At 71.5% G+C, this 21,890-nt stretch carries 15 protein-coding genes, 2 tRNA genes and 1 pseudogene; 15 read left to right on the forward strand and 3 right to left on the reverse strand.

Features of this window, described 5'->3' with window-relative positions; translation table 11 throughout:
- Nucleotides 1-7 precede the first annotated feature (7 nt).
- Nucleotides 8-1,294, forward strand: a complete 1,287-nt coding sequence (locus tag ACI79R_RS19290) for a lactate racemase domain-containing protein (protein ID WP_456575280.1) — start codon at nt 8-10, stop codon at nt 1,292-1,294.
- Here the strand turns inward: ACI79R_RS19290 and ACI79R_RS19295 are convergent.
- Complete coding sequence (locus tag ACI79R_RS19295) at nt 1,195-2,289, reverse strand: LacI family DNA-binding transcriptional regulator (RefSeq protein ID WP_456575281.1); 1,095 nt, start codon at nt 2,287-2,289, stop codon at nt 1,195-1,197. The genes ACI79R_RS19290 and ACI79R_RS19295 overlap by 100 nt on opposite strands.
- Nucleotides 2,290-2,627: 338 nt before the next feature.
- Here ACI79R_RS19295 and ACI79R_RS19300 point away from each other — a divergent pair, with 338 nt between their 5' ends.
- The 7 genes from ACI79R_RS19300 to ACI79R_RS19330 all read left to right on the forward strand — a co-directional run bounded on the left by ACI79R_RS19300 (nt 2,628) and on the right by ACI79R_RS19330 (nt 13,315).
- Complete coding sequence (locus tag ACI79R_RS19300; protein ID WP_456575282.1) at nt 2,628-4,175, forward strand: ABC transporter substrate-binding protein; 1,548 nt, start codon at nt 2,628-2,630, stop codon at nt 4,173-4,175.
- 81 nt (nt 4,176-4,256) lie between these two features.
- Nucleotides 4,257-5,198, forward strand: a complete 942-nt coding sequence (locus ACI79R_RS19305; protein WP_456575283.1) for an ABC transporter permease — start codon at nt 4,257-4,259, stop codon at nt 5,196-5,198.
- Between the two features lie 56 nt (nt 5,199-5,254).
- Nucleotides 5,255-7,024 (forward strand): dipeptide/oligopeptide/nickel ABC transporter permease/ATP-binding protein, encoded by a 1,770-nt coding sequence (locus ACI79R_RS19310; protein ID WP_456575284.1) that lies wholly within the window; start codon nt 5,255-5,257, stop codon nt 7,022-7,024.
- Nucleotides 7,021-7,887 (forward strand): ATP-binding cassette domain-containing protein, encoded by an 867-nt coding sequence (locus tag ACI79R_RS19315; protein ID WP_456575285.1) that lies wholly within the window; start codon nt 7,021-7,023, stop codon nt 7,885-7,887. Before ACI79R_RS19310 ends, ACI79R_RS19315 begins: the two co-directional genes overlap by 4 nt.
- A gap of 22 nt (nt 7,888-7,909) precedes the next feature.
- Nucleotides 7,910-9,673, forward strand: coding sequence for a beta-glucuronidase (gene uidA, locus ACI79R_RS19320; RefSeq protein WP_456575286.1), 1,764 nt, complete (start codon nt 7,910-7,912; stop codon nt 9,671-9,673).
- Nucleotides 9,674-9,678: 5 nt separating this feature from the next.
- Nucleotides 9,679-10,689 carry a nucleoside hydrolase gene (locus tag ACI79R_RS19325; RefSeq protein WP_456575287.1) on the forward strand — a complete coding sequence of 337 codons (1,011 nt, stop codon included), beginning with the start codon at nt 9,679-9,681 and terminating at the stop codon, nt 10,687-10,689.
- On the forward strand, nt 10,679-13,315 hold the full coding sequence (locus tag ACI79R_RS19330) for a family 78 glycoside hydrolase catalytic domain (RefSeq protein WP_456575288.1): 2,637 nt from the start codon (nt 10,679-10,681) through the stop codon (nt 13,313-13,315). Before ACI79R_RS19325 ends, ACI79R_RS19330 begins: the two co-directional genes overlap by 11 nt.
- On the opposite strand, the pseudogene ACI79R_RS19335 reads toward ACI79R_RS19330, so the two are convergent.
- A pseudogene (locus ACI79R_RS19335) lies at nt 13,312-13,738 on the reverse strand (integrase core domain-containing protein); the annotation flags it as partial. The gene ACI79R_RS19330 and the pseudogene ACI79R_RS19335 sit on opposite strands and share 4 nt — an antisense overlap.
- Nucleotides 13,739-13,778: 40 nt before the next feature.
- On the opposite strand from ACI79R_RS19335, the gene ACI79R_RS19340 reads away from it, so the two are divergent.
- The gene (locus tag ACI79R_RS19340; RefSeq protein ID WP_456575294.1) at nt 13,779-14,801 is read left to right on the forward strand and encodes a type ISP restriction/modification enzyme; all 1,023 of its coding nucleotides are present in this window, start codon (nt 13,779-13,781) and stop codon (nt 14,799-14,801) included.
- Between the two features lie 297 nt (nt 14,802-15,098).
- On the opposite strand, the gene ACI79R_RS19345 is transcribed toward ACI79R_RS19340, so the two are convergent.
- A tRNA-Gly gene (locus ACI79R_RS19345) sits at nt 15,099-15,172 on the reverse strand.
- Nucleotides 15,173-15,257: 85 nt separating this feature from the next.
- Here ACI79R_RS19345 and ACI79R_RS19350 point away from each other — a divergent pair.
- From ACI79R_RS19350 to ACI79R_RS19375, 6 genes are all read left to right on the forward strand, one after another.
- A tRNA-Pro gene (locus tag ACI79R_RS19350) sits at nt 15,258-15,331 on the forward strand.
- Between the two features lie 99 nt (nt 15,332-15,430).
- Nucleotides 15,431-16,900: a trigger factor gene (gene tig, locus ACI79R_RS19355; protein ID WP_456575289.1), complete on the forward strand. Its 1,470-nt coding sequence runs from the start codon at nt 15,431-15,433 to the stop codon at nt 16,898-16,900.
- A gap of 280 nt (nt 16,901-17,180) precedes the next feature.
- A complete protein-coding gene (locus tag ACI79R_RS19360; protein WP_456575290.1) occupies nt 17,181-17,813 on the forward strand; it encodes an ATP-dependent Clp protease proteolytic subunit in 633 nt (210 codons plus the stop codon).
- Between the two features lie 19 nt (nt 17,814-17,832).
- Nucleotides 17,833-18,462: an ATP-dependent Clp protease proteolytic subunit gene (locus ACI79R_RS19365; protein ID WP_456575291.1), complete on the forward strand. Its 630-nt coding sequence runs from the start codon at nt 17,833-17,835 to the stop codon at nt 18,460-18,462.
- A 292-nt stretch (nt 18,463-18,754) separates the two neighbouring features.
- Entirely contained in the window at nt 18,755-20,026 is a 1,272-nt protein-coding gene (gene clpX, locus ACI79R_RS19370) for an ATP-dependent Clp protease ATP-binding subunit ClpX (RefSeq protein WP_456575292.1), read from the forward strand.
- 190 nt (nt 20,027-20,216) lie between these two features.
- Nucleotides 20,217-21,809: an AMP-binding protein gene (locus ACI79R_RS19375; RefSeq protein WP_456575293.1), complete on the forward strand. Its 1,593-nt coding sequence runs from the start codon at nt 20,217-20,219 to the stop codon at nt 21,807-21,809.
- The last annotated feature ends 81 nt before the right edge of the window (nt 21,810-21,890 follow it).

Consider the following 21,890-nt stretch of genomic DNA (forward strand, 5'->3'; position numbering starts at 1 on the left):
TGGCCGGGTGACGACCACCGTGGACACGCCCGCCGCCGCTCGAACCGCTGCCGCCGTCGGCGGGCCGGATTCGGTGTTGACCGACGAGGAGGTGGCGGCCTTCGTCGCCGGGCAGCTCGCCGCCGCGGACCTCGACGGGCGCAGCGTCTGCGTCGTCGTCCCGGACGCCACCCGCAGCTGCCCGCTGCCGCTGCTCCTGACCGCCGTTCACGGCGCGCTCATCGGCCGGGTGACCCGGTTGACCGTGCTCATCGCGCTGGGCACGCACGCCCCGATGACCGAGGCCCACCTCGCCCGGCACCTCGGGTACCCGGCCGGCGACCTCGGCGCGCGCTATCCGGGCATGACCGTGCTCAACCACGAGTGGGCCGACCCGGCGACGTTCGTCTCGCTGGGCGAGATCCCCGCGGAGCGGGTGGCCGAGCTGTCCGAGGGTCGGCTCCAGCAGGCCGTCGACGTCCGGCTCAACCGGGCCGTCGTCGAGCACGACGTCGCGCTGGTCGTCGGGCCGGTCTTCCCCCACGAGGTGGTGGGCTTCTCCGGAGGCAACAAGTACTTCTTCCCCGGGGTGGCCGGGCAGGAGATCATCGACCTCTCGCACTGGCTCGGCGCGCTCATCACCAGCGCGGACATCATCGGCACCCGCGGGACGACACCGGTCCGCGCCCTGATCGACGAGGCCGCGGCGATGGTCCCCGCCGAGCGCCTGGCCCTGTGCGTCGTCGCCCAGTCTGGCAGCGGTGCCCTGCACGCCGCCGCGTTCGGCGACCCTCAAGCGGCCTGGGGGGCGGCGGCGGACGTGTCGGCGCAGACTCACGTGCGCTACCTCGACGCCCCGGTCCGTCGGGTGCTGTCGGTGATCCCCGAGAAGTACGACGACATGTGGACCGCCGCCAAGGGCTTCTACAAGGTCGAGCCCGTGGTGGCCGACGGCGGCGAGGTGGTCCTCTACGCGCCGCACATCACCCAGATCTCCGCCATGCACCCGGAGATCGAGCGGATCGGCTACCACTGCCGCGACTACTTCGTGCAGCAGTGGGACCGGTTCTCCCACCTGCACTGGGGCGTGCTCGCCCACTCCACGCACCTGCGGGGCGCTGGCACCTACGACGCCGAGCACGGGGAGCGGTGCCGGCTGCGCGTGGTGCTGGCCACCGGCATCCCCGAGGACGTCGTCCGTGCGGCGAACCTCGACTACCTCGACCCGGCGGCTGTGGACATCAGCGCGTTCGCGGCCGACGGCGAGACGCTCGTCGTCCCGGAGGCCGGAGAGGTCCTCTTCCGGCTGCGCTGAGCCGTGGAGCCGCGGACCACCAGGCGCACCGGGAGGACGGCGGGCGGCCCCACGCGCTCCCGCTCGCCCTCGACCAGCCGCAGCAGGTGCCGGGTGGCCGCGTCGCCCTCGCGCCGGATCGGGGCGGCCACTGTGGTCAGGCCCGGCGTGACCAGGTCCGCGGCCGGGATGTTGTCGAAACCCACGACGCTCACGTCGCGGGGGACCCGCACGCCGCGGGCCGCCAGGCCACGGATCACGCCGATCGCCACCTGGTCGTTGTAAGCGATGACCGCCGAGGTCGGCCGGGCGCCGAGGTCGTCGGCCGCCCGGATGCCGCCCGGGACGTCGGGGGAGTGGGGGCCGATCCGGCGCACCCGGATGCCGCGGTCGGCGGTCGCCTCCAGCAGGGACCGCCAGCGCATCCCGTCGGCCCAGGACGCCTCGGGCCCGGCCACGTAGGTGATCGACCGGTGGCCCAACTGCTCGAGGTGCTCGGTGGCCAGCTGGAGTCCGCGCGCGTTGTCCACGACGACGCAGGGGACGTCCACGACCGCCCGGTTCAGGACCACGACCGGCTTCTGCTTCGCCAGGACGCGGATGGTCGAGTCCGACATGCGGGTCGCGGCCAGCAGCACCCCGTCCACCGTCGGCAGGGCGCGCTCCAGCGACTCCCGCTCCAGCTTCTCCGACTCCTGGGTGTCGGCCAGCAGGAGTGTGTACCCGGCCTCGGCGGCCGCCGCCTGGGCGCCCCGGATGACCTCCGCGTAGAAGGGGTTGGCGATGTCGGCGACCGCGACCGCCAGCATGCGGGTCCGGGCGGTGGACAGTGCCCGCGCCATCACGTTGGTGCGGTAGCCGAGCCGGTCGGCGACCTCTCGGATCCGCTTGGCGGTGGCCGAGTTCACCCGACCCGGCCGGGAAAAGGCGCGCGACACCGTCGACGGCGCGACGCCCGCGGCCTCGGCCACGTCGTAGATGGTCACCGCACGGGGTGCCGCAGAACTGCCGGTCACGGACCTGCTCCTCTCCGTCGAGTGCTCCGGCACGCTAGGTGCCAATTCGTTCGTGCGGCAACCGCTCGCCGCGGGCATCTCCCTCCTATCTCCGGCGGCGAGAGGACCGGTCGCCGCCGGTTACGCTGGGGTGACCAGCGGGTTTCTGAGCCTTTGCGGGATAGAGGATCCAGCATGCGGCCGCCGCCTCGCGACAACTCGTGGCAACCGATTGCCTCAGCCGTGGAGCCTGTGACGTACTTCGCAATGACCCGGACGTCCCCCGGCTGCGGTCGCCAGCCGGCGGCTCATCGGATGTCGCCCACCGTCTCGTCGCCACTCACCCGAGGACCTCATCGATGACGTTCCCCAAGAGCCTGCGGATCGCCGCACTGACGGCGGCCGGCGCCGCCGCCCTCTCGTCCTGCTCGTCGTCCGACTCCGGCAGCGGGGGAGGCGGCGCGGGGGCCGACGGCACCCGCGGGGCCATGCTCAACCTCGGCCAGATCCAGGACATCCGGTCCTGGGACCCGGGCCAGGCGGGCGTGGGCCCGCAGCTTGTGCCCTACCAGCTGGCCTACGACACCCTGATCCTGCGGGAGCCGGACGGGACGCTCAGCCCCATGCTGGCCACCGAGTGGGGCTACACCGACGACACCAACACCACCTTCAGCCTGGACCTGCGCACCGACGTCACGTTCAGCGACGGGGCGGCGCTGGACGCCGAGGCGGTCAAGGCCAACCTCGACCACTTCCGCACCGCCAACGGTCCGCAGGCCAACCAGCTCGCCGATGTGTCCGAGGTGACCGCGGTCGACGAGGACACCGTCGAGATCCGGCTGTCCCAGCCCAACCCTGCGCTCGACTACTACCTGAGCCAGGCCGCCGGCCTCGTCGCGAGCCCGGAGCAGCTCGCGAGTGACGAGCTCGCCGCGGCACCCGTGGGCACCGGCCCCTTCGAGATGGACACCACGTCGTCGGTCGCGGGCAACCAGTACGTGTTCACCGCCCGGGACGACTACTGGAACCCCGACCTGCAGCACTGGGACGCCATCACCCTCAAGGTGCTCAGCGACTCGGCGGCCCGGGTCAACGCCGTGACGTCCGGCCAGGTCGACGCGGTCCCGCTCGACGCCCGCACCGTCGGGCAGGCCGAGGGGTCCGGAGTGGACGTCGTCACCTACGACTCCGACTGGATGGGCCTGTTGCTCTTCGACCGCGGCGGCGAGGTCAACCCAGAGCTGGCCGACGTCCGGGTCCGCCAGGCGATCAACTACGCCTTCGACCGCGACACGATCCTCGCCCAGCTGGGCGGCGGCTACGGAGACGTGACCGGCCAGGTCTTCGGGACCAACAGCAGTGCCTACGTCGAAGAGCTCGACGAAGCCTACGGCTTCGACCCCGACCGGGCACGTGAGCTGCTCACCGAGGCCGGGTACCCAGACGGTTTCACCCTGACCGTCCCCCTGGCCGAGCCGATGTCCTCGGTCGCGCCGTTCTTCGTCCAGCCGCTGGCCGACATCGGAATCACGGTCGAGACCACCTCGGTGCCGGTGCAGAACTACCAGACCGAGCTCGGCAGCGGTAACTACGCGGCCGGCTGGTGGGTCCTCTTCCAGGGACCGTCCTGGGTGGCCATCCAGCAGCTTCTCTCGACGGAGGCGCTGTACAACCCCTTCGACTCCACGGACGCCGAGCTCCAGGGCCTGATCGACCGGGTCCGCGCCGGTGGCTCGGACGGTGACGCGGCGGCACAGGAGCTCAACCAGTACCTGGTCGACCAGGCCTGGTTCGCCCCGTGGTTCCGGCAGCAGGGCATCCTCGCCGTCCGCGGTGACACGGTGCAGGTCGAGCCGCAGGTCGAGCAGGCCGTGCCCTCGATCTACAACTACACGCCCGCCGGCTGAGAGCTCCCGGGGAGCGGGTCCCGACGCCCGCTCCCCGGGGATCCCGCGCATCCACCGCACCCCCCGGCCACGGAGAGCCCCATGTCGTCCTTCCTCCTGCGCCGCCTCGTCGCAGGCCTCGTCGTGCTCGCCGCCGTGTGCTGCCTGACCTTCGTCCTGCTGTACGCGGCGACGGACAACATCGCCCGGAACATCCTGGGTGACCAGGCGACCGCTGAGCAGATCGCGGCCAAGGAGGCCGAGCTGGGTCTCGACCGCCCGCTGCTCAGCCGGCTCGGTGACTGGTGGGCAGGCGCCCTCAGCGGTGACTTCGGCCGGTCGTGGTTCAACCGGCAGCCGGTCGTCGACGCCATCACCACGCGGCTCCCGGTGACGTTGACGATGGTGGTCGTGGCGATCCTGCTGATCGCGGTGGTGGCGACGGCGCTCGGCACGCTGGCGGCGGTCAAGCGGGGGTGGGCGGACCGCTTCGTCCAGGTCGGAGCGGTGATCGGCACCGCGATCCCGGGCTTCCTCATCGGCCTGTTCCTGGTCGCGGTGTTCGCCATCCAGCTGGGCTGGTTCCCGGCGGTCAGCACGCTGACCCCCGGGCGGTGGGACTCCGCGTGGATCGCCTCGCTGACGCTGCCGGTCGTCGCGTTGCTGATCAACGGGGTCACCAGCACCGCGCAGCAGGTCCGCAGCGCGGTCATCGCCCAGTACGCGATGGACTACGTCCGCACGCTGCGCAGCCGCGGACTGCCCGAACGGGAGATCCTCACCCGGCACGTCCTCCGCAGCGCGGCACCGACCGGCCTGACCGTCCTGAGCCTGCAGTTCATCGGCATGCTCAGCGCGGTCGTCGTCCTGGAGCAGGTCTTCGCGCTGCCGGGCATCGGCACCTTGGCGATCCAGGCCACCACCACCGGAGACCTGCCGTTGGTGATGGGTGTCGTCGTCTACACCGTGGTGATCGTCATCGTCGTCAACCTGCTCGTCGACCTGGCCAACGGCTGGCTCAACCCCAAGGTGCGTGTCGCGTGAGCGAGATCCTGCAGCCCACGGCAGCGGCGCCCGTCGCACGGACCCGTGGATCCCTCATGCGCCGGCTCCTGCACAACCCGCTGGGCCTCATTGCCACCGCGATCCTCGTGGTCATCGTGCTGGCGGCCGCTCTGTCGCACTGGCTCGCGCCCGCCGACGTCAACTTCGCCGACATCGGCAAGGTCCTCGCGTCGCCGGACGGGGACAACCTCTTGGGCACCGACAGCGGCGGACGAGACATCCTCAGCCGCCTGCTGGTCGGCGGGCGGACGACCCTTCTGGCGGCCGCCCTGTGCGTTGTCGTCGCCCTCGCCGTCGGCCTGCCCGCGGGCCTGGCGGCGGGCTACTTCGGCGGGATTTTCGACGGCGTGGCCAGTTGGGTCACGAACGTGCTGCTCGCGCTGCCGGGGATTATCGTGCTGCTGACGGTGCGCGCCGCGTTCGGCCCCTCGGTGTGGCTGGCGATGATCGCCTTCGGGGTGATCTTGGCCCCGGGCTACTACCGGCTGACCCGCACGGTGGTCCAGTCCGTCCGCAACGAGCTGTATGTCGACGCGGCGCGTGTCTCCGGGCTGAGCGACGGCCGGATCCTGCGCCGCCACGTGCTGTCCGTCGTCCGGGCCCCCCTCATCATCCAGACCGCCGCGGTGGCGGGCGTGGCGATCGCGGTCCAGTCCGGTCTCGAGTTCCTGGGGCTGGGTGATCCGCGTGTGCCGACGTGGGGGTCGATGCTCAGCGATGGCTTCCGCAGCGTCTACCAGAACTCGCTGGTGCTGCTGTGGCCGGCGCTGGCGATCGGCCTGGCCATCGCCGCTCTCGTGCTGCTGGGCAACGCCGTCCGGGACGCGGTCGAGGACCCGGAGGGGGCCGGTGCGAGGGGCGCACGGGCACGGGACGCCGCTCGGGCGGCCGTGGGCCGCCGCCGGGGGCAGGAGCCGGCCGCGGTCGACGCCGGCACCGAGCACCATCTCCTCCGGGTCTCCGGCCTCGGCGTCGGCTACCCGCAGGCCGACGGCACGGTGAAGCAGGTCGTCCAGGACGTGTCCCTCGTGCTCGACCGCGGCGAGGTGCTCGGCCTCGTGGGCGAGTCCGGGTCGGGCAAGACGCAGACCGCGTTCTCGGTCCTCGGGCTGCTCCCGGACGACGCGCTGATCACGGCGGGGACGATCCAGTTCGACGGGTCGTACACGGTCGCGTCGGGGGACGTGGTCGTCGAGCAAGGCCGCCTGCGGCCGCTGAGGGGTCGGCGGATCGGCTACATCCCGCAGGAGCCGATGAGCAACTTGGACCCCGCGTTCACGGTCGGTCACCAGCTGACCCGGCCCATGGTGAAGCTCCTCGGCATCTCCAAGCAGGAGGCGCGGCGGCGGGCAGTGGAGTTGCTGGCCAGCGTCGGCATCCCGGAGCCGGAGCGCACCATGGCCGCCTACCCGCACGAGATCTCCGGCGGCATGGCGCAGCGGGTGCTCATCGCCGGCGCCATCAGCTGCGAGCCCGAGCTGGTCATCGCCGACGAGCCGACCACCGCCCTGGACGTCACGGTGCAGGCGGAGGTGCTCGACGTGCTCCGCGGTCTCCAGCGGCGGCTCGACCTGGCCGTGCTCATCGTGACCCACAACTTCGGCGTGGTCGCCGACATCTGCGACCGCGTGGCAGTGATGCAGTCCGGGCGGATCGTCGAGGAGGGCCCGGTCCGGGCGATCCTGCAGTCACCGGAGCACCCCTACACCCGTGCGCTGCTCGGCGCGGTCCTGGAGGACAAGCCGCCGTTGACGCCGCTGACCGCGCCGTCGGGGGAGCAGCCCGCCCTGGAGGTCACCCGATGAACCCCACCGCCCCGGCCGCGGGACCTCTGCTCGACGTGGCCGACCTCGTCGTCCGGTTCAAGCCGAAGAAGCGCTTCGGCAAGCCCTTCCAGGCGCTGAACGGTGTCTCCCTCCAGGTCGCGGCAGGGGAGACGCTCGGGCTCGTCGGCGAGTCCGGCTCAGGCAAGACGACCATCGGCCGGGCCGTCCTGGGCCTCGCGCCGGTGAGCGGCGGCCGGATCCACTTCGCCGGCCGCGACATCACCGCGGCCTCGCGACGTGAGCGTCGCGCCCTCAGCCGGGACCTCCAGGTCGTGTTCCAGGATCCCTACAGTTCGCTCAACCCGGCACGCACGATCGGCGACACCCTGGCCGAGCCCTTGTCGGTGCAGGGCGTCGCCGGCGCCGAGGCCAGGGCCCGTGTGCAGGAGCTGCTCGACCGGGTCCACCTGCCGCAGGACGCCATGCGACGGCTGCCGCGCGAGTTCAGCGGCGGCCAGCGCCAGCGGATCGCCATCGCGCGGGCGCTGGCCCTGCGACCGCGCCTGATCGTGTGCGACGAGCCGGTCAGCGCCCTCGACCTCTCCACGCAGGCCCGGGTCCTCGACCTCTTCCTGGAGATCCAGCGCGACACGGGGGTGGCCTACCTGTTCGTCTCGCACGACCTCGACGTCGTCCGGCACGTGAGCCACCGGGTGGCCGTCCTCTACCGGGGCGACCTCGTGGAGCAGGGCGAGGCCGAGCAGGTCACCCGGACGCCGCAACACCCCTACACCCAGCGCCTGCTGCTCGCCTCGCCGGTCCCCGACCCCGACCGTCAGGCCGAGCGCCGGGAGGCCCGTCGGCTCCTGACCGACCAGCCCGCCCCACCTGCCGCGGCCTGACCGCACAGACCGAGAGGACCCGATGCTCCGCCCCCAGGACGGCCCCACCCGCGAGCGCAAGAACCTGAACGGCATCTGGCGCTTCCGCCTCGACCCCGCCGACGAGGGCCGTGAGCAGGGCTGGTGGCGACAGCCGCTGGCCGGGGCCCGAGACATGCCGGTGCCGGCCAGCTACAACGACATCCCAGCCGACGCGGCGGTACGCGACCACGTCGGCGACGCCTGGTACCAGACGGTCGTCCGGGTGCCGCGGGGCTGGGCCGGCCAGCGGGTGGTGCTGCGCTTCGACGCGGCCACCCACCGGGCGGTCGTCTGGGTCGGCGAGATCGAGGTCGCCCGGCACGAGGGCGGCTACACGCCCTTCGAGGCCGACGTGACCGAGCACGTGCGCCCCGGCGAGGAGGCCCGGGTCACCGTCGTGGTCGACAACCGGCTGACCTGGGAGTCGGTGCCGCCAGGCATCGTCGAGCAGGGCCCCCGCGGCCGGAAGCAGACCTACTTCCACGACTTCTTCAACTACGCCGGGCTGCACCGGTCGGTGTGGCTCTACTGCACACCCCCTGCCTTCATCCGGGACGTCACCGTGGTCACCGGGCTCGAGGGGACGACGGGCACGGTCGACTACGCGGTGGACGCCGACGGCGACGTCCGGATCACGCTGCTGGACGGCGCCGGTGCTGAGGTGGCGACGGGGAGCGGCGCCACCGGGACGCTCTCCGTTGCCGACGTCCACCCGTGGCGGCCGGGGGAGGGCTACCTGTACGACTTGCGCGTCGAGCTCACTGCCGGGGACGTCGTCGACTCCTACACGCTGCCGGTCGGCATCCGCACCGTCGAGGTCCGCGGCACCCAGTTCCTGATCAACGGTGAGCCGTTCCACTTCCGCGGGTTCGGCAAGCATGAGGACGCGCCGTTCCGCGGCAAGGGGCACGACGACGTGCTGATGGTCCACGACTTCGCCCTGATGGAGTGGTGCGGCGCCAACTCCTTCCGGACCTCGCACTACCCGTACGCCGAAGAGGTCCTGGACCACGCCGACCGGCACGGCATCGTGGTGATCGGCGAGACCGCCGCGGTCGGGCAGAACCTGTCTCTGATCGGGGGCATCACCGGCAAGGCGATGGCGCCGACCTTCTCCCCGGAGACGATCGCGGAGGCCGGGCAGCGGAACCACGCCCAGGCGATCCGCGAGCTCGTCGCACGGGACAAGAACCACCCCAGTGTCGTGCTCTGGAGCATCACCAACGAGCCGGAGTCCACCTCCGAGGCGGCCGAGGAGTACTTCCGGCCGCTGTTCGAGCTCACCCGTGAGCTGGACCCGACCCGGCCGGTGGGCCACGTCAACGTGTGGCTCGCGCCTCACGGGCAGGACCGCCTGGCGCAGTACGCCGATGTCGTCATGCTCAACCGCTACTTCGGCTGGTACGCGTTCACCGGCGACCTGGAGACGGCCGAGACGGTGTGGCAGGCCGAGCTCGAGCAGTGGGCTGCCGACGGCAAGCCGATCATCGTCACGGAGTATGGCGCCGACACCGTGGCAGGCCTGCACTCGGTGACTCCGCAGCCGTGGACGGAGGAGTACCAGGTCGAGTTCCTGGAGATGAACCACCGGGTCTTCGACCGGGTCGACGCCGTCGTCGGCGAGCACGTGTGGAACTTCGCCGACTTCGCCACGACGTCGGGGATCACCCGGGTCGACGGCAACAAGAAGGGCGTGTTCACCCGCGACCGCCGGCCCAAGGCGTCGGCCTTCACGCTGCGTCGCCGCTGGCGCGAGCTGGGCTGAGCGCCGTGAGTCCCGCTCGCTGGACGCCGGGAGAGACCCCGTGGCTCGAGGCGGATCCGCAGGCCCCGCCGCCGCGCTCCCGCGTCCTGGTCGACAACGACTTCGCCGGGGACCCCGACGACTTCTTCCAGCTCGCCCACCACCTGCTCTCCCCGAGCGTGGAGGTCCGCCGGGTGATCGGCTCCCACCTACCCGTGGGCGGCCCCTTCCCGCCCGTACCGGACTCGGCCGCACTCGCCTGCGCCAAGGCCGGGGAGCTCCTCGACGTGATGGGGCTGGACGCCCCGGACCTCGTCGTGCCCGGAGCGGAGCAGCCGCTGGCCGACGCCCGCACCCCGCGGGAGTCCGCCGGGGCGCGGGCGATCATCGACGAGGCCGGCCGTGACGACCCCCGGCCACTGTTCGTCGCCTGCGGTGGCGGGCTGACGGACCTGGCCAGCGCCTGGCTGATGGAGCCGTCCGTTGCGGCCCGGCTGACCGTGGTGTGGATCGGCGGCGACGAGTACCCGGGACCCGACGGCCCCCATCGGACCGAAGCGATGCCGGAGTTCAACGTCGTCATCGACCCGATCGCCGCCCAGGTCGTGTTCGACTCCGACATCCCGCTGTGGCAGGTGCCTCGGGATGTCTACCGGCGGTGTGAGGTCTCGCTGGCCGAGCTGCGCCGCCGGGTGGCGACGCAGGGCCGGCTCGGCGCCTGGCTGCACGAGGCGGTGATGGGTGCCCTCCACGAGTACGTCTGGCGGCGGGGCGCCGGCCGGTCGGAGGTGTGGTGCCTCGGCGACAACCCGCTCGTCCTCCTGACCGCGCTGCAGTCCAGCTTCGCGGCGGACAGCGCCTCCAGCGACTACGTGGTGCGCCCCGCGCCGCGCCTGGCCGACGACGGGACCGTCGTCGACTGGCGGGACGGCCGGCCCATCCGGGTCTACAGCGGCCTCGACACCCGCCTGATGGTCGAGGACATGGTGGCCAAGTTCGAGGAGTTCGCCCGGTGGGAGGGGACCCATGACGGTTAAGAATGACCCGGCCGCGCCCCGGGCAGTCGGCCTGCGGGTCGAGCACCTCGACTGCCCTCTCGGGATCGGCGAGCGCCGCCCGCGTCTGTCCTGGCGGGTCGACGGGGCGCCCGAGGGATGGCGTCAGACGCGCTACGAGATCGAGCGACGCGGCTCCGGTCGCGTCACGACCGACGTGGTCGACTCCGGCAACAGCGTCCTCGTGCCGTGGACGGGCCCGGCGCTGCGCGCGCGAGAGCGGGTGGAGCTGCGGGTCCGGTGCTGGGCCGGGAACGTCGGGACGCCGTGGAGCGACCCGTTGCAGGTGGAGGCCGGCCTCGACGCGGAGCACTGGTCCGCCGGCATGGTCAGCCCGGCGTGCGACGACCCGACGGCGGACGACCCCCGGCCGGCGGCGCTCCTCCGCGAGGAGTTCACGCTCGACGGCGAGATCGCGTCGGCACGGCTGTACGTAACCGCGCACGGCATCTACGAGCTGCAGCTCAACGGCGCCGTGGTGGGGGACGAGGTCCTGGCCCCGGGCTGGACGAGCTACCACCACCGGCTCCGGGTGCAGACCCACGACGTGACCGCGCTGCTCCGCCCGGGCAGGAACGCCTGGGGCGCGCACCTGGCCGACGGCTGGTTCCGCGGCCGGCTCGGGTTCAACGGCGGCATCCGGGACATCTACGGCGACCGCACCGGCCTGCTCGCGCAGTTGGAGATTCGCTACGTCGACGGGCGGACACGGACCGTCGTCACCGGCCCCTCCTGGCGCTCGGTCTCGGGGCCCGTCACGGCCGCCGGTTTGCTGGAGGGGGAGACCCACGACGCCCGCCGGGACCGCCCGGGCTGGTCGCTGCCTGGGCACGACATCGAGGACTGGTCCGGAGTGGACGTGCTCGACCTCGACGTCGGGCGCCTCGCGTCGCCGGACGGACCCCCGGTGCGGCGGATCGAGGTCGTCCGCCCGGTGTCCATCATCGCCTCGCCGTCCGGGCGCACGATCGTGGACTTCGGCCAGAACCTCGTCGGCCGCCTGCGGATCCGTGTCAGCGGACCGTCGGGGACGACGGTCACGCTGCGGCACGCGGAGGTGCTCGAGGGCGGGGAGCTCTGCACGCGGCCGCTGCGCGGCGCGACGGCGACCGACCGCTACACGACGGCGGGAGGAGCGGTCGAGGAGTGGGAGCCGCGGTTCACGGTCCACGGCTTCCGCTACGCCGAGGTCGAGGGCTGGCCCGGCACACCGACAGCGGACGACATACAGGCCGTCGTCCTGCACACGGACATGACCCCGACAGGCACGTTCACCAGTTCCCACCGCGACCTCGACCGGCTGCACGCCAACGTGGTCTGGGGGATGCGCGGCAACTTCGTGGACGTGCCCACGGACTGCCCGCAGCGCGACGAGCGGCTCGGCTGGACCGGTGACCTGCAGGTCTTCGCGCCGACGGCCGCCTCGCTTTACGACTGCGCCGGCATGCTCACCTCCTGGCTGCGCGACCTCGCCGCCGACCAGGCCGACGACCCGGCGGCGATCCCCCCGCTCTTCGCGCCGGACATCCCGGTCCGGATGTCCTTCCCCGTGCCCCCGGGGCGACCGTTGATGGCCGGCTGGGGGGACGCGACCGTCGTCGTCCCGTGGGTGCTCTTCCAACACTTCGGTGACGAGGAGATTCTGCGCCGGCAATACCCGAGCATGCGTGCCTGGGTCGACGCGGTCACCGAAGCCGCCGGCCCCGATCGCGTCTGGTCCGCTGGCCGGCAGCTGGGCGACTGGCTGGACCCCTCCGCGCCACCGGATCAGCCGGGTGCCAGCGCCACGCCGGGTGAGCTCGTCGCGACCGCGTACTTTGCCCGGTCCGCCGGGCTCCTCGCCCGCGTCGCCGACGTCCTCGGAGTGCACGAGGAGGCCCGCCGGTACCGCATACTCGCCGAAGAGGTCGCCGACGCGTTCCGGCAGGCCTTCGTCCGGGAGCCCGGGCGGATGACCGCCGATACCCAGGCGGCCTACGTCTTCGCTCTGGCCTTCGACCTCCTGGACGGTGATGAGCACCGGGCGGCCGCCGCGCGACGCCTGGTCGAGCTGGTCCGGGGAGCCGGGCACACCATCGGCACGGGCTTCCTCGCCACGGCGCTGATCTGCGACGTGCTCACCGACGCCGGGTACGTCGACGACGCCTACCAGCTGCTGCTCCAGCGGCGGCACCCGAGCTGGCTGTACCAGATCGAGCTCGGGGCGACGACGATCTGGGAGCGGTGGGACTCGTTGCTGCCTGACGGGTCGGTCAACCCCGGGGAGATGACCTCGTTCAACCACTACGCCTTCGGCGCAGTGGCGGACTGGCTGCACCGGACGGTCGCCGGCCTCGCGCCGGCGGTTCCCGGATACCGGGAGATCGCGGTCGCCCCGCGCCCCGGCGGTGGGCTGACCTCCGCGTCGTCGGTGCGGATCACCCCCTATGGGCGAGCCGAGGTCTCCTGGCATCGGGCGAAGGGCCGGCTCCGCTTGGAGGTGCTCGTCCCCCCGGGGGCGACTGCCTGGGTCACGTTGCCGGCCGCTGACTCCGCGCCTCGACGGGTCGGATCGGGGCGGCATCGCTTCGAGTGCGCCCACCGCGCGCCGGAGGACGACCCGGCCTAGCTGTACTGACCCGTGGAGTTGGTGACGCGGCTGGCCGGAGGTCGCGCTCTGAGTGCGGTGTAGCCGCGGTGGTGGTCATACCGGTGCAGCCCTGCTGGGTAGGCCGCTTCGCGTTCGGTGTCGCTGGCGTACGGGCGGGCGTAGGCCTATCCCCGAGCAGCGTCCGGCGGAACCGTTCGACCTTGCCGTTGGTCTGCGGCCGGTAGGGCCGGGTGCGCTTGTGTGCGATGCCGGCCAGGGCGGCCGCGATCAGGCCGGAGCGGTAGCAGCTGCCGTTCTCGGTCAGCAACCAGCCACGGTGATGCCGCAGGCGGTGAAGTAGGCGTTCGCTCGAGTCTAGAAGGCTGCGGCGGTCTCCTCGCGTTCGTCGGTGAGCAGCTCGGAGTAGGCCAGCCGGGAGTACGACGGGCTGGCCTCGGGCAGTAGGACGACGGATCCGGCCCTGATTGCGTGGAGTGGCAGCCTGGAGGCGGCTCACGCGCGCGGGCAGCGACTCAGCTTTAGCAGCCAGGCAAGCGTGAATGCCATCTATCGACCGTTCACGAAGGTGGTGTGCTATCGCGACGATGCTCTTATCGAACGCCGATACCGTATTCCGAACCTCTTTCCCCATCGGCAGGCTACAAACGTCGGCGTGTACCAGGTGGGATCCGGATCCGCCGTCCCCTTCTCTGTTCTTGCTCTCGACGTAGTTCCCGACCTGCATGTCACGGGAGCAGGCTCGGGTGGTCAATTCTTCGCGCGGTGGCGGTACGAGAAGGTCGACGACTCTGGAATGTTCGACGTCCACGGTGATGCTGAGGTGGTCGACGGCTACCGGCGCATCGACAACATCACCGACGAGGCCCTTGCGGCGTTCACCATGGCCTACCCGGGTGAGTCGATCAGCAAGGACGACATCTTCGACTACGTCTACGGCCTGCTGCACTCGCCGGAGTACCGGGAGACCTACGCGGCCGACCTGAAGAAGATGTTGCCGCGCATCCCGTTCGCCAAGGACTTCCGCGCCTTCGCCGACGCAGGTAAGCAGCTGGCCGCACTGCACCTGGGTTACGAGACGGTCGAGCCGTACCCGCTGGAGGGTCTCGACGCCTCCAGTCCCGGTGGCGAGGCGGACTACGGGTTCTTCGCCGTCGGGGACAAGAAGATGACCTTCGGCAAGCCGACCGCGGAGCAGAAGGCCGCGGGGCTGCGACACGACCGTTCGGTGATCCGGTACAACGACCGGATCACCCTGCGCGGCGTCCCAGACGAGGCGTACCGGTACGCGTTGGGAAGCCGGTCGGCCATCGAGTGGATCATCGACCGCTACTGGGTGAAGACCGACAAGGCGTCGAGCATCGTCAACGACCCCAACGACTGGTCCCGCGAAGTCGGCGATCCGCGCTACATCGTCGACCTGCTGGCGCGCATCGTCACAGTCTCCTTGGAGACGATCAAGGTGGTGGACTCCCTGCCCCCGCTTGATATCCGCCACGACGGGTGAACGACACGGGACGGCCAGAACGCGATCACGGTGCGCCGGCCGCCGCCGATGGGGCACAGGCCAGCCACGAGATGACACCTGGCCGTCCGTACCCCGCGTCGCTCGTGGGCTGGCGGCCCGTGCCCTACAGCTGCATGACGCCGAGGCCATCCACGGTCGGGGCGTGCCTTATCCGTGCCTTAAGCACCGGCCAAAGCCGGTGGTCAGCGGTCAGCAGCGGTCAGCACCCTCAAGGCACGGGAGCGGCGCCAAGGCCGCGCTGAGCTGCGCAGACGAGCAGATCTGCTGGTCAGTGCGTGGAGCGGGTGACCGGGATCGAACCGGCATGGCCAGCTTGGAAGGCTGGGGCTCTACCATTGAGCTACACCCGCGGAGGTGCCCGACCAGCGTAGCGGCACCCTCCAGGCAGGTGGCCGGCGCGGCCCGGAGCCCCGCCCACCTAGACTCGAACGGCCACGGGGTGTGGCGCAGCTTGGTAGCGCACCCGCTTTGGGAGCGGGGGGCCGTGGGTTCAAATCCCGCCACCCCGACCGTCGCTGTCCGCGACGTCTCTAGACTCGGGGGTCGACCGGCGCCGTCCCTCCCTTCGGCGCCCACCCCCGACTGCGACACCCGAGGAGCACTGCGCTGTGAAGAGCACCATCGAGGAACTGGGCCCCACGCGGGTCCGGATGGCGATCGAGGTGCCCTGGGGGGACCTGGACCACGCCTTCGGTGAGGTCTACAAGGAGCTGGGCCGGCAGGTCCGCGTGCCCGGCTTCCGTCCCGGCAAGGTGCCCAACCGGGTCATCGACACCCGCGTCGGCCGCCCGGTCGTCCTGGAGCAGGTCGTCAACCACGCGATCCCGGAGGTCTACTCCGAGGTCATCCGCGAGAACCAGGTGCGGGTGATCGGCCAGCCCGACATCGAGGTCACCCGCCTCGACGACAACGACACCCTCGCCTTCACCGCCGAGGTCGACGTCGCCCCCAAGCTGGAGCTGCCGTCGCTCGACGACCTCTCGGTCACCGTCGACGACGTCGAGGTCACCGACGAGGAGATCGACGAGCAGATCTCGGTCATGCGCGAGCGCTTCGCCATGCTGACCGGCGTCGACCGCCCCGCCCAGGACGGCGACTTCGTCTCCATCGACCTGGAGGCCAAGCTCGACGGCGATGTGCTCGAGGACGGTTCCACCAGCGGCATGAGCTACGAGGTCGGCACCGGCCAGCTCATGGAGGGTCTGGACGACGCCATCCGCGGCCTGTCCGCCGACGAGTCCAAGACCTTCGAGACGGCGCTGCTCAACGGCCCGAACGCCGGCCGCATGGCCGAGGTCACCGTCACGGTGCGCTCGGTCAAGGAGAAGGAGCTGCCGGAGCTGGACGACGACTTCGCCAGCACCGCCAGCGAGTTCGACACCCTCGAGGAGCTGCGGAACGACGTCCGCACCCGTCTCGGCCGCACCAAGGTGCTGCAGCAGGGCTCGCAGGCCCGCGACAAGCTGCTCGAGCACCTGCTCGAGGTCGTCGACGTCCCGCTGCCGGAGAACCTGGTCGAGCGCGAGGTCCAGTGGCGCAACAACGCCATGGAGAACGAGCTGCGCGGCGCCGGCATGGACTGGGACGCCTACCTGCAGGCCATGGGTGTCGAGGACCGCGAGACCTACGACGCCGACCTGCGCAGCAACGTCGAGCAGGCGGTCAAGACGCAGTTCGTGCTCGACGCCATCGCCGACGCCCGCGAGATCACCGTCGACAACGACGACCTCTCGGCGCAGATCATGGCCCAGGCCCAGCGCAGCCGGATGAGCCCGGAGCAGTTCGCCCAGCAGCTCCAGCAGGGCGGCAACATCGCCGAGTTCGTCGCCGACGTGCGCCGCACCAAGGCCCTCGCCCAGCTGCTCGAGCAGACGACGATCACCGACGCCTCGGGCAACGTCGTCGACCTGGAGGCGCTGCGCCCGCGCACCGTCCAGGCCGGCGCCGCCGCGGACGCGGACGCGGACGCCGACGACGCCGAGGCGGAGACCGAGGCGCCCGACGCCGAGGTCGCCGACGCGGCCGCCGTCGAGGCGACCGAGGGTGCCGTCGAGGACACCGAGGACGTCCAGAAGTAGTCGGCAGACGCCGTCCTCACCGACGCCGTCCCTGCCCCGCGACACCGGGGGAGGGGCGGCGTCGGTGCGTTTCGGCGACCGTCCGGGCGACACCGCTGCGCCCACGGCGAACAGGCCCCCGGCCGGGACTGGTGCGTCGGCGGTGCGCGTTAGGGTCGACAGGACTCAGGCGCACACCGAGGGGTACCGCTCCCCGGGCCGCGCGCCTCCGGGCCTGCACCACCACCCGACCGTCCACTCCAGACCGACTGTCCGACCGTCTACGGAGGTCACCACACCCGTGAGCACCCACCCGAACCCGGCGAGCCCGCTGATGCGCGGCGGCGCCGGGGGGATGAACCTCAACGACTCGGTCTACGAGCGCCTGCTGCGCGAGCGGATCATCTTCCTGGGCACCCAGGTCGACGACGTCATCGCCAACCAGCTGGCCGCGCAGATGCTGCTGCTGTCGGCCGAGGACCCGAAGAGCGACATCCACCTGTACATCAACTCGCCCGGCGGCTCGGTGAGCGCCGGCATGGCGATCTACGACACCATGCAGTTCATCGACTGCGACGTCGCCACCTACGGCATGGGCCTGGCCGCCTCGATGGGCCAGTTCCTGCTCACCGCGGGCACCAAGGGCAAGCGCTACGCCCTGCCGCACGCGCGGATCATGATGCACCAGCCCTCCGCCGGCGTCGGCGGCACCGCGGCCGACATCGCCATCCAGGCCGACCTGTTCCGCCGCACCAAGCGCGAGCTCAACGAGCTGCAGTCCCTGCACACCGGTCAGCCGGTCGAGCAGATCGAGAAGGACTCCGACCGCGACCGCTGGTTCACCGCGCAGGAGGCCCTCGAGTACGGCTTCGTCGACCACGTCGTCAGCCGCGCCACCATGACCGACAGTGCCAACCCGGTCACCGACAACTGAGCTGCGAGGACTGACTTCGATGAGTGACTTCCAGCTCCCCTCGAGCCGCTACGTGCTGCCCTCGTTCGTCGAGCGGACCAGCTACGGCATGAAGGAGAGCAACCCGTACAACAAGCTCTTCGAGGAGCGCATCATCTTCCTCGGGGTGCAGATCGACGACGCCTCGGCCAACGACGTGATGGCCCAGCTGATCACGCTGGAGTCCGCCGACCCCGACCGCGACATCACGATCTACATCAACAGCCCCGGTGGCTCGTTCACCTCGCTGATGGCCATCTACGACACGATGATGTTCGTCCGTCCGGACATCCAGACCGTGTGCATGGGCCAGGCCGCCTCCGCCGCCGCCGTCCTGCTCGCCGCCGGCACGCCCGGCAAGCGGCTCGCGCTGCCCTACTCCCGGGTGCTGATCCACCAGCCCTCCGGCGAGGCCGGCGGTCAGGTCTCCGACCTGGAGATCCACGCCGCCGAGATCGAGCGGGTGCGCACGCAGATGGAGGAGATCCTCGCGCGGCACACCGGCCGGACGGCCGAGCAGGTCCGCAGCGACATCGACCGCGACAAGATCCTGACGGCCCAGGAGGCCAAGGAGTACGGGATCGTCGACCAGGTGATCCAGAGCCGCAAGCTCAACGCGCTGCCCAGCTGACCCGTTCGGTGCGGGCCGAGGCTTCGCATGTCGGGGCGTCGGCCCGTACCGTCTGGGGGAGGAGTGCAGCGAGCGACTGACTGGCCGGCGTCCGGAACCCCGGGTGCGTCATTGCCCCGGGGCGTCGGTGGCGGCAGGTACGGTCGATCAGCGCCCGATCCCCGGCGGCCAGTCCGGGAGGAGAGCCTCGCGGAGCACTCCGGCAGCGGGGCCGCGTCCGGGCACATCAGCGACACATTCCCATGCGGGTCCTCATCCCAGGGCCTGGCAATCCCGAGGTGGAGGTCAGCAGGTGGCACGAATCGGTGAGAGCGGTGACCTGCTCAAGTGCTCGTTCTGCGGGAAGAGCCAGAAGCAGGTCAAGAAGCTCATCGCTGGCCCCGGGGTCTACATCTGCGACGAGTGCATCGACCTCTGCAACGAGATCATCGAGGAAGAGCTCTCCGAGTCCTCGGACCTGAAGTTCGACGAGCTGCCCAAGCCCAAGGAGATCCACGACTTCCTCGGGCAGTACGTCATCGGCCAGGAGAAGGCCAAGCGGGCGCTGTCGGTCGCGGTCTACAACCACTACAAGCGCGTCCAGGCCGGGGGCAACTCCAGCCGTGACGAGTCGGTGGAGCTGGCCAAGTCCAACATCCTGCTGATGGGCCCCACCGGCTGCGGCAAGACGCACCTGGCCCAGACGCTGGCGCGGATGCTCAACGTGCCGTTCGCCATCGCCGACGCCACCGCCCTCACCGAGGCCGGCTACGTCGGTGAGGACGTCGAGAACATCCTGCTCAAGCTGATCCAGGCCGCCGACTACGACGTCAAGCGCGCCGAGACCGGGATCATCTACATCGACGAGGTCGACAAGATCGCCCGCAAGAGCGAGAACCCGTCGATCACCCGTGACGTCTCCGGCGAGGGCGTGCAGCAGGCGCTGCTGAAGATCCTCGAGGGCACCACCGCCTCGGTGCCGCCGCAGGGCGGGCGCAAGCACCCGCACCAGGAGTTCATCCAGATCGACACGACGAACGTGCTGTTCATCGTGGGCGGGGCGTTCGCCGGCCTGGAGAAGATCATCGAGCAGCGGGCCGGCAAGCAGGGCATCGGCTTCGGCTCCGAGATCCGCAGCAAGAAGGAGATCGAGGAGGCCAACGCCTTCGCCGAGGTCATGCCCGAGGACCTGCTGAAGTTCGGGATGATCCCCGAGTTCATCGGCCGGCTCCCGGTGATCACCAGCGTGCAGAAGCTGGACCGCGAGGCGCTGATCAACATCCTCACCGAGCCCAAGAACGCCCTGGTGCGCCAGTACCGGCGGCTGTTCGAGCTCGACGGGGTCGACCTCGAGTTCACCGACGACGCCCTCGAGGCGATCGCCGACCAGGCCATCCTCCGTGGCACCGGCGCCCGCGGGCTCCGCGCGATCATGGAGGAGGTGCTGCAGTCGGTGATGTACGACGTCCCCAGCCGGGACGACGTCGCCTCCGTGGTGATCACCAAGGAGGTCGTGCTCGAGCACGTCAACCCGACCCTGGTGCCCCGCAAGCCCACCCGCGCGCCGCGGGAGAAGTCGGCGTAAGCAGCTCCTCTGACGAGCCCGTCCCCGGATCCCGGGGGCGGGCTCGTCCGCGTTCGGGCCCCGGGCAGCGTGTGCGCTGACACCGCAGGATCGGCCCCGGAACGAGGCCTGGGCGCACACGCTGCGCGGCGCGGCCCGTCGAGCGGGAGGCCGCGTCCCCGACAGCGGGACGCCCCGACATCCTGGGCGCATGACCTCCGCCCCGCCGACCGCCACCGAGCCCGCGCTGCACCGCCGGGCCCTGCGGGCCGACGTCCTGGCCGCCGCGCTCACCCGGGCCGGCGACCGGCCGGCGCTGTCCATCGGCGGCGAGGTGCTCACCGCCCGGCAGCTGGCCGAGCAGATCAGCCGCTTCGCCCAGGTCTACGCCTCGCTGGGGGTCGACGGCGGCAGCGCCGTCGCCACCCTCTCGGCCAACCGGCCCGAGGTGCTGGTCTCCAGCAGCGCGACGCTGTTCACCGGCAGCCGCACCACCAACCTGCACCCGATGGGCTCCCTCGACGACCACGCCTACGTGCTCGAGGACGCCCGCATCGACACCCTGGTGTTCGACCCGGCCATCTACGGGCAGCGGGCGGCCGAGCTCGCCGAGCGGCTGCCGGGGCTGCGCCGGCTGCTGGCGCTGGGCCCCTCGCCCGTGGGCACCGACGTCGTGGCCGCCGCCGCGGCGATGGCGCCGCGGCCGCTGCGCCCGCCGGTGCTCGACCCCGACGCGCACGCCTACACCGCCTACACCGGCGGCACGACCGGCCGGCCGAAGGGCGTCGTCCACACGCACCGCAGCGCGATCGCCATGACCGAGCTGATGATGGCCGAGTGGCCGTGGCCCGACGCGCCGAAGCACCTGGTCTGCAGCCCGCTCAGCCACGCCGGCGCCAGCGTCTTCCTGCCGGTGCTGCTCAGGGGCGGCTCGCTCGTGGTGCTGCCGCGGTTCGACGCCGGCCAGGTGCTCGAGGCGATCCAGGAGCACCGGATCACCTCGACGATGCTGGTGCCGAGCATGCTCTACGCCCTCCTCGACCACCCGCGCCTCGACGAGTACGACCTGTCCAGCCTGCAGGCGGTCTTCTACGGCGCCTCGGCGATCAGCCCCACCCGGCTGCGCGAGGCGATCCAGCGCATCGGTCCCGTCTTCACCCAGTTCTACGGGCAGGCCGAGGCGCCGATGACCATCGCGCTGCTCCGCCCGGAGGAGCACGACGTCGACGACCCCGAGCGGCTGGCCGGCTGCGGCCGGGCGCTGCCCTGGCTGCGGGTGGCGCTCCTCGACGACCGCGGGCAGGAGGTGCCCGACGGCGAGGCGGGGGAGATCTGCGTGCAGGGCCCGCTGGTCATGCAGGGCTACGACGGGCTGCCGGAGGAGACCGCCGCCGCGCTGGCCGGGGGCTGGCTGCACACCGGCGACGTCGCCCGGCGCGACCCCGAGGGCTTCCTCACCATCGTCGACCGGACCAAGGACATGATCGTCTCCGGCGGGTTCAACGTGTATCCGCGCGAGGTGGAGCTGGTGCTGGGCACCCACCCGGCGGTGGGCACCTCGGCGGTCATCTGCGTCCCCGACGAGCGGTGGGGCGAGGCGGTGACGGCGCTGGTCGTCCTCCGGCCGGGCGCGCGGGCGTCCGCGGAGGAGCTGATCGCCCTGGTCCGGGAGCGCAAGGGGTCGGTGCACGCGCCCAAGGCCGTGCACTTCCTCGACGAGCTGCCGCTGACCGCGGTCGGCAAGCCGGACAAGAAGGCGCTGCGGGCCCGTTACTGGTCGGCCGACGGCCGCCAGGTGCACTGACCGGCCCCGGGGGGGGGGGGGGGGGGGGCGGCCCGGGGCGGGCGGGCGGGGGGGGGCGCGGGGGCCGCCGGCGGCGACGCT

It is taken from the genome of Blastococcus sp. SYSU D00820, assembly GCF_054050695.1.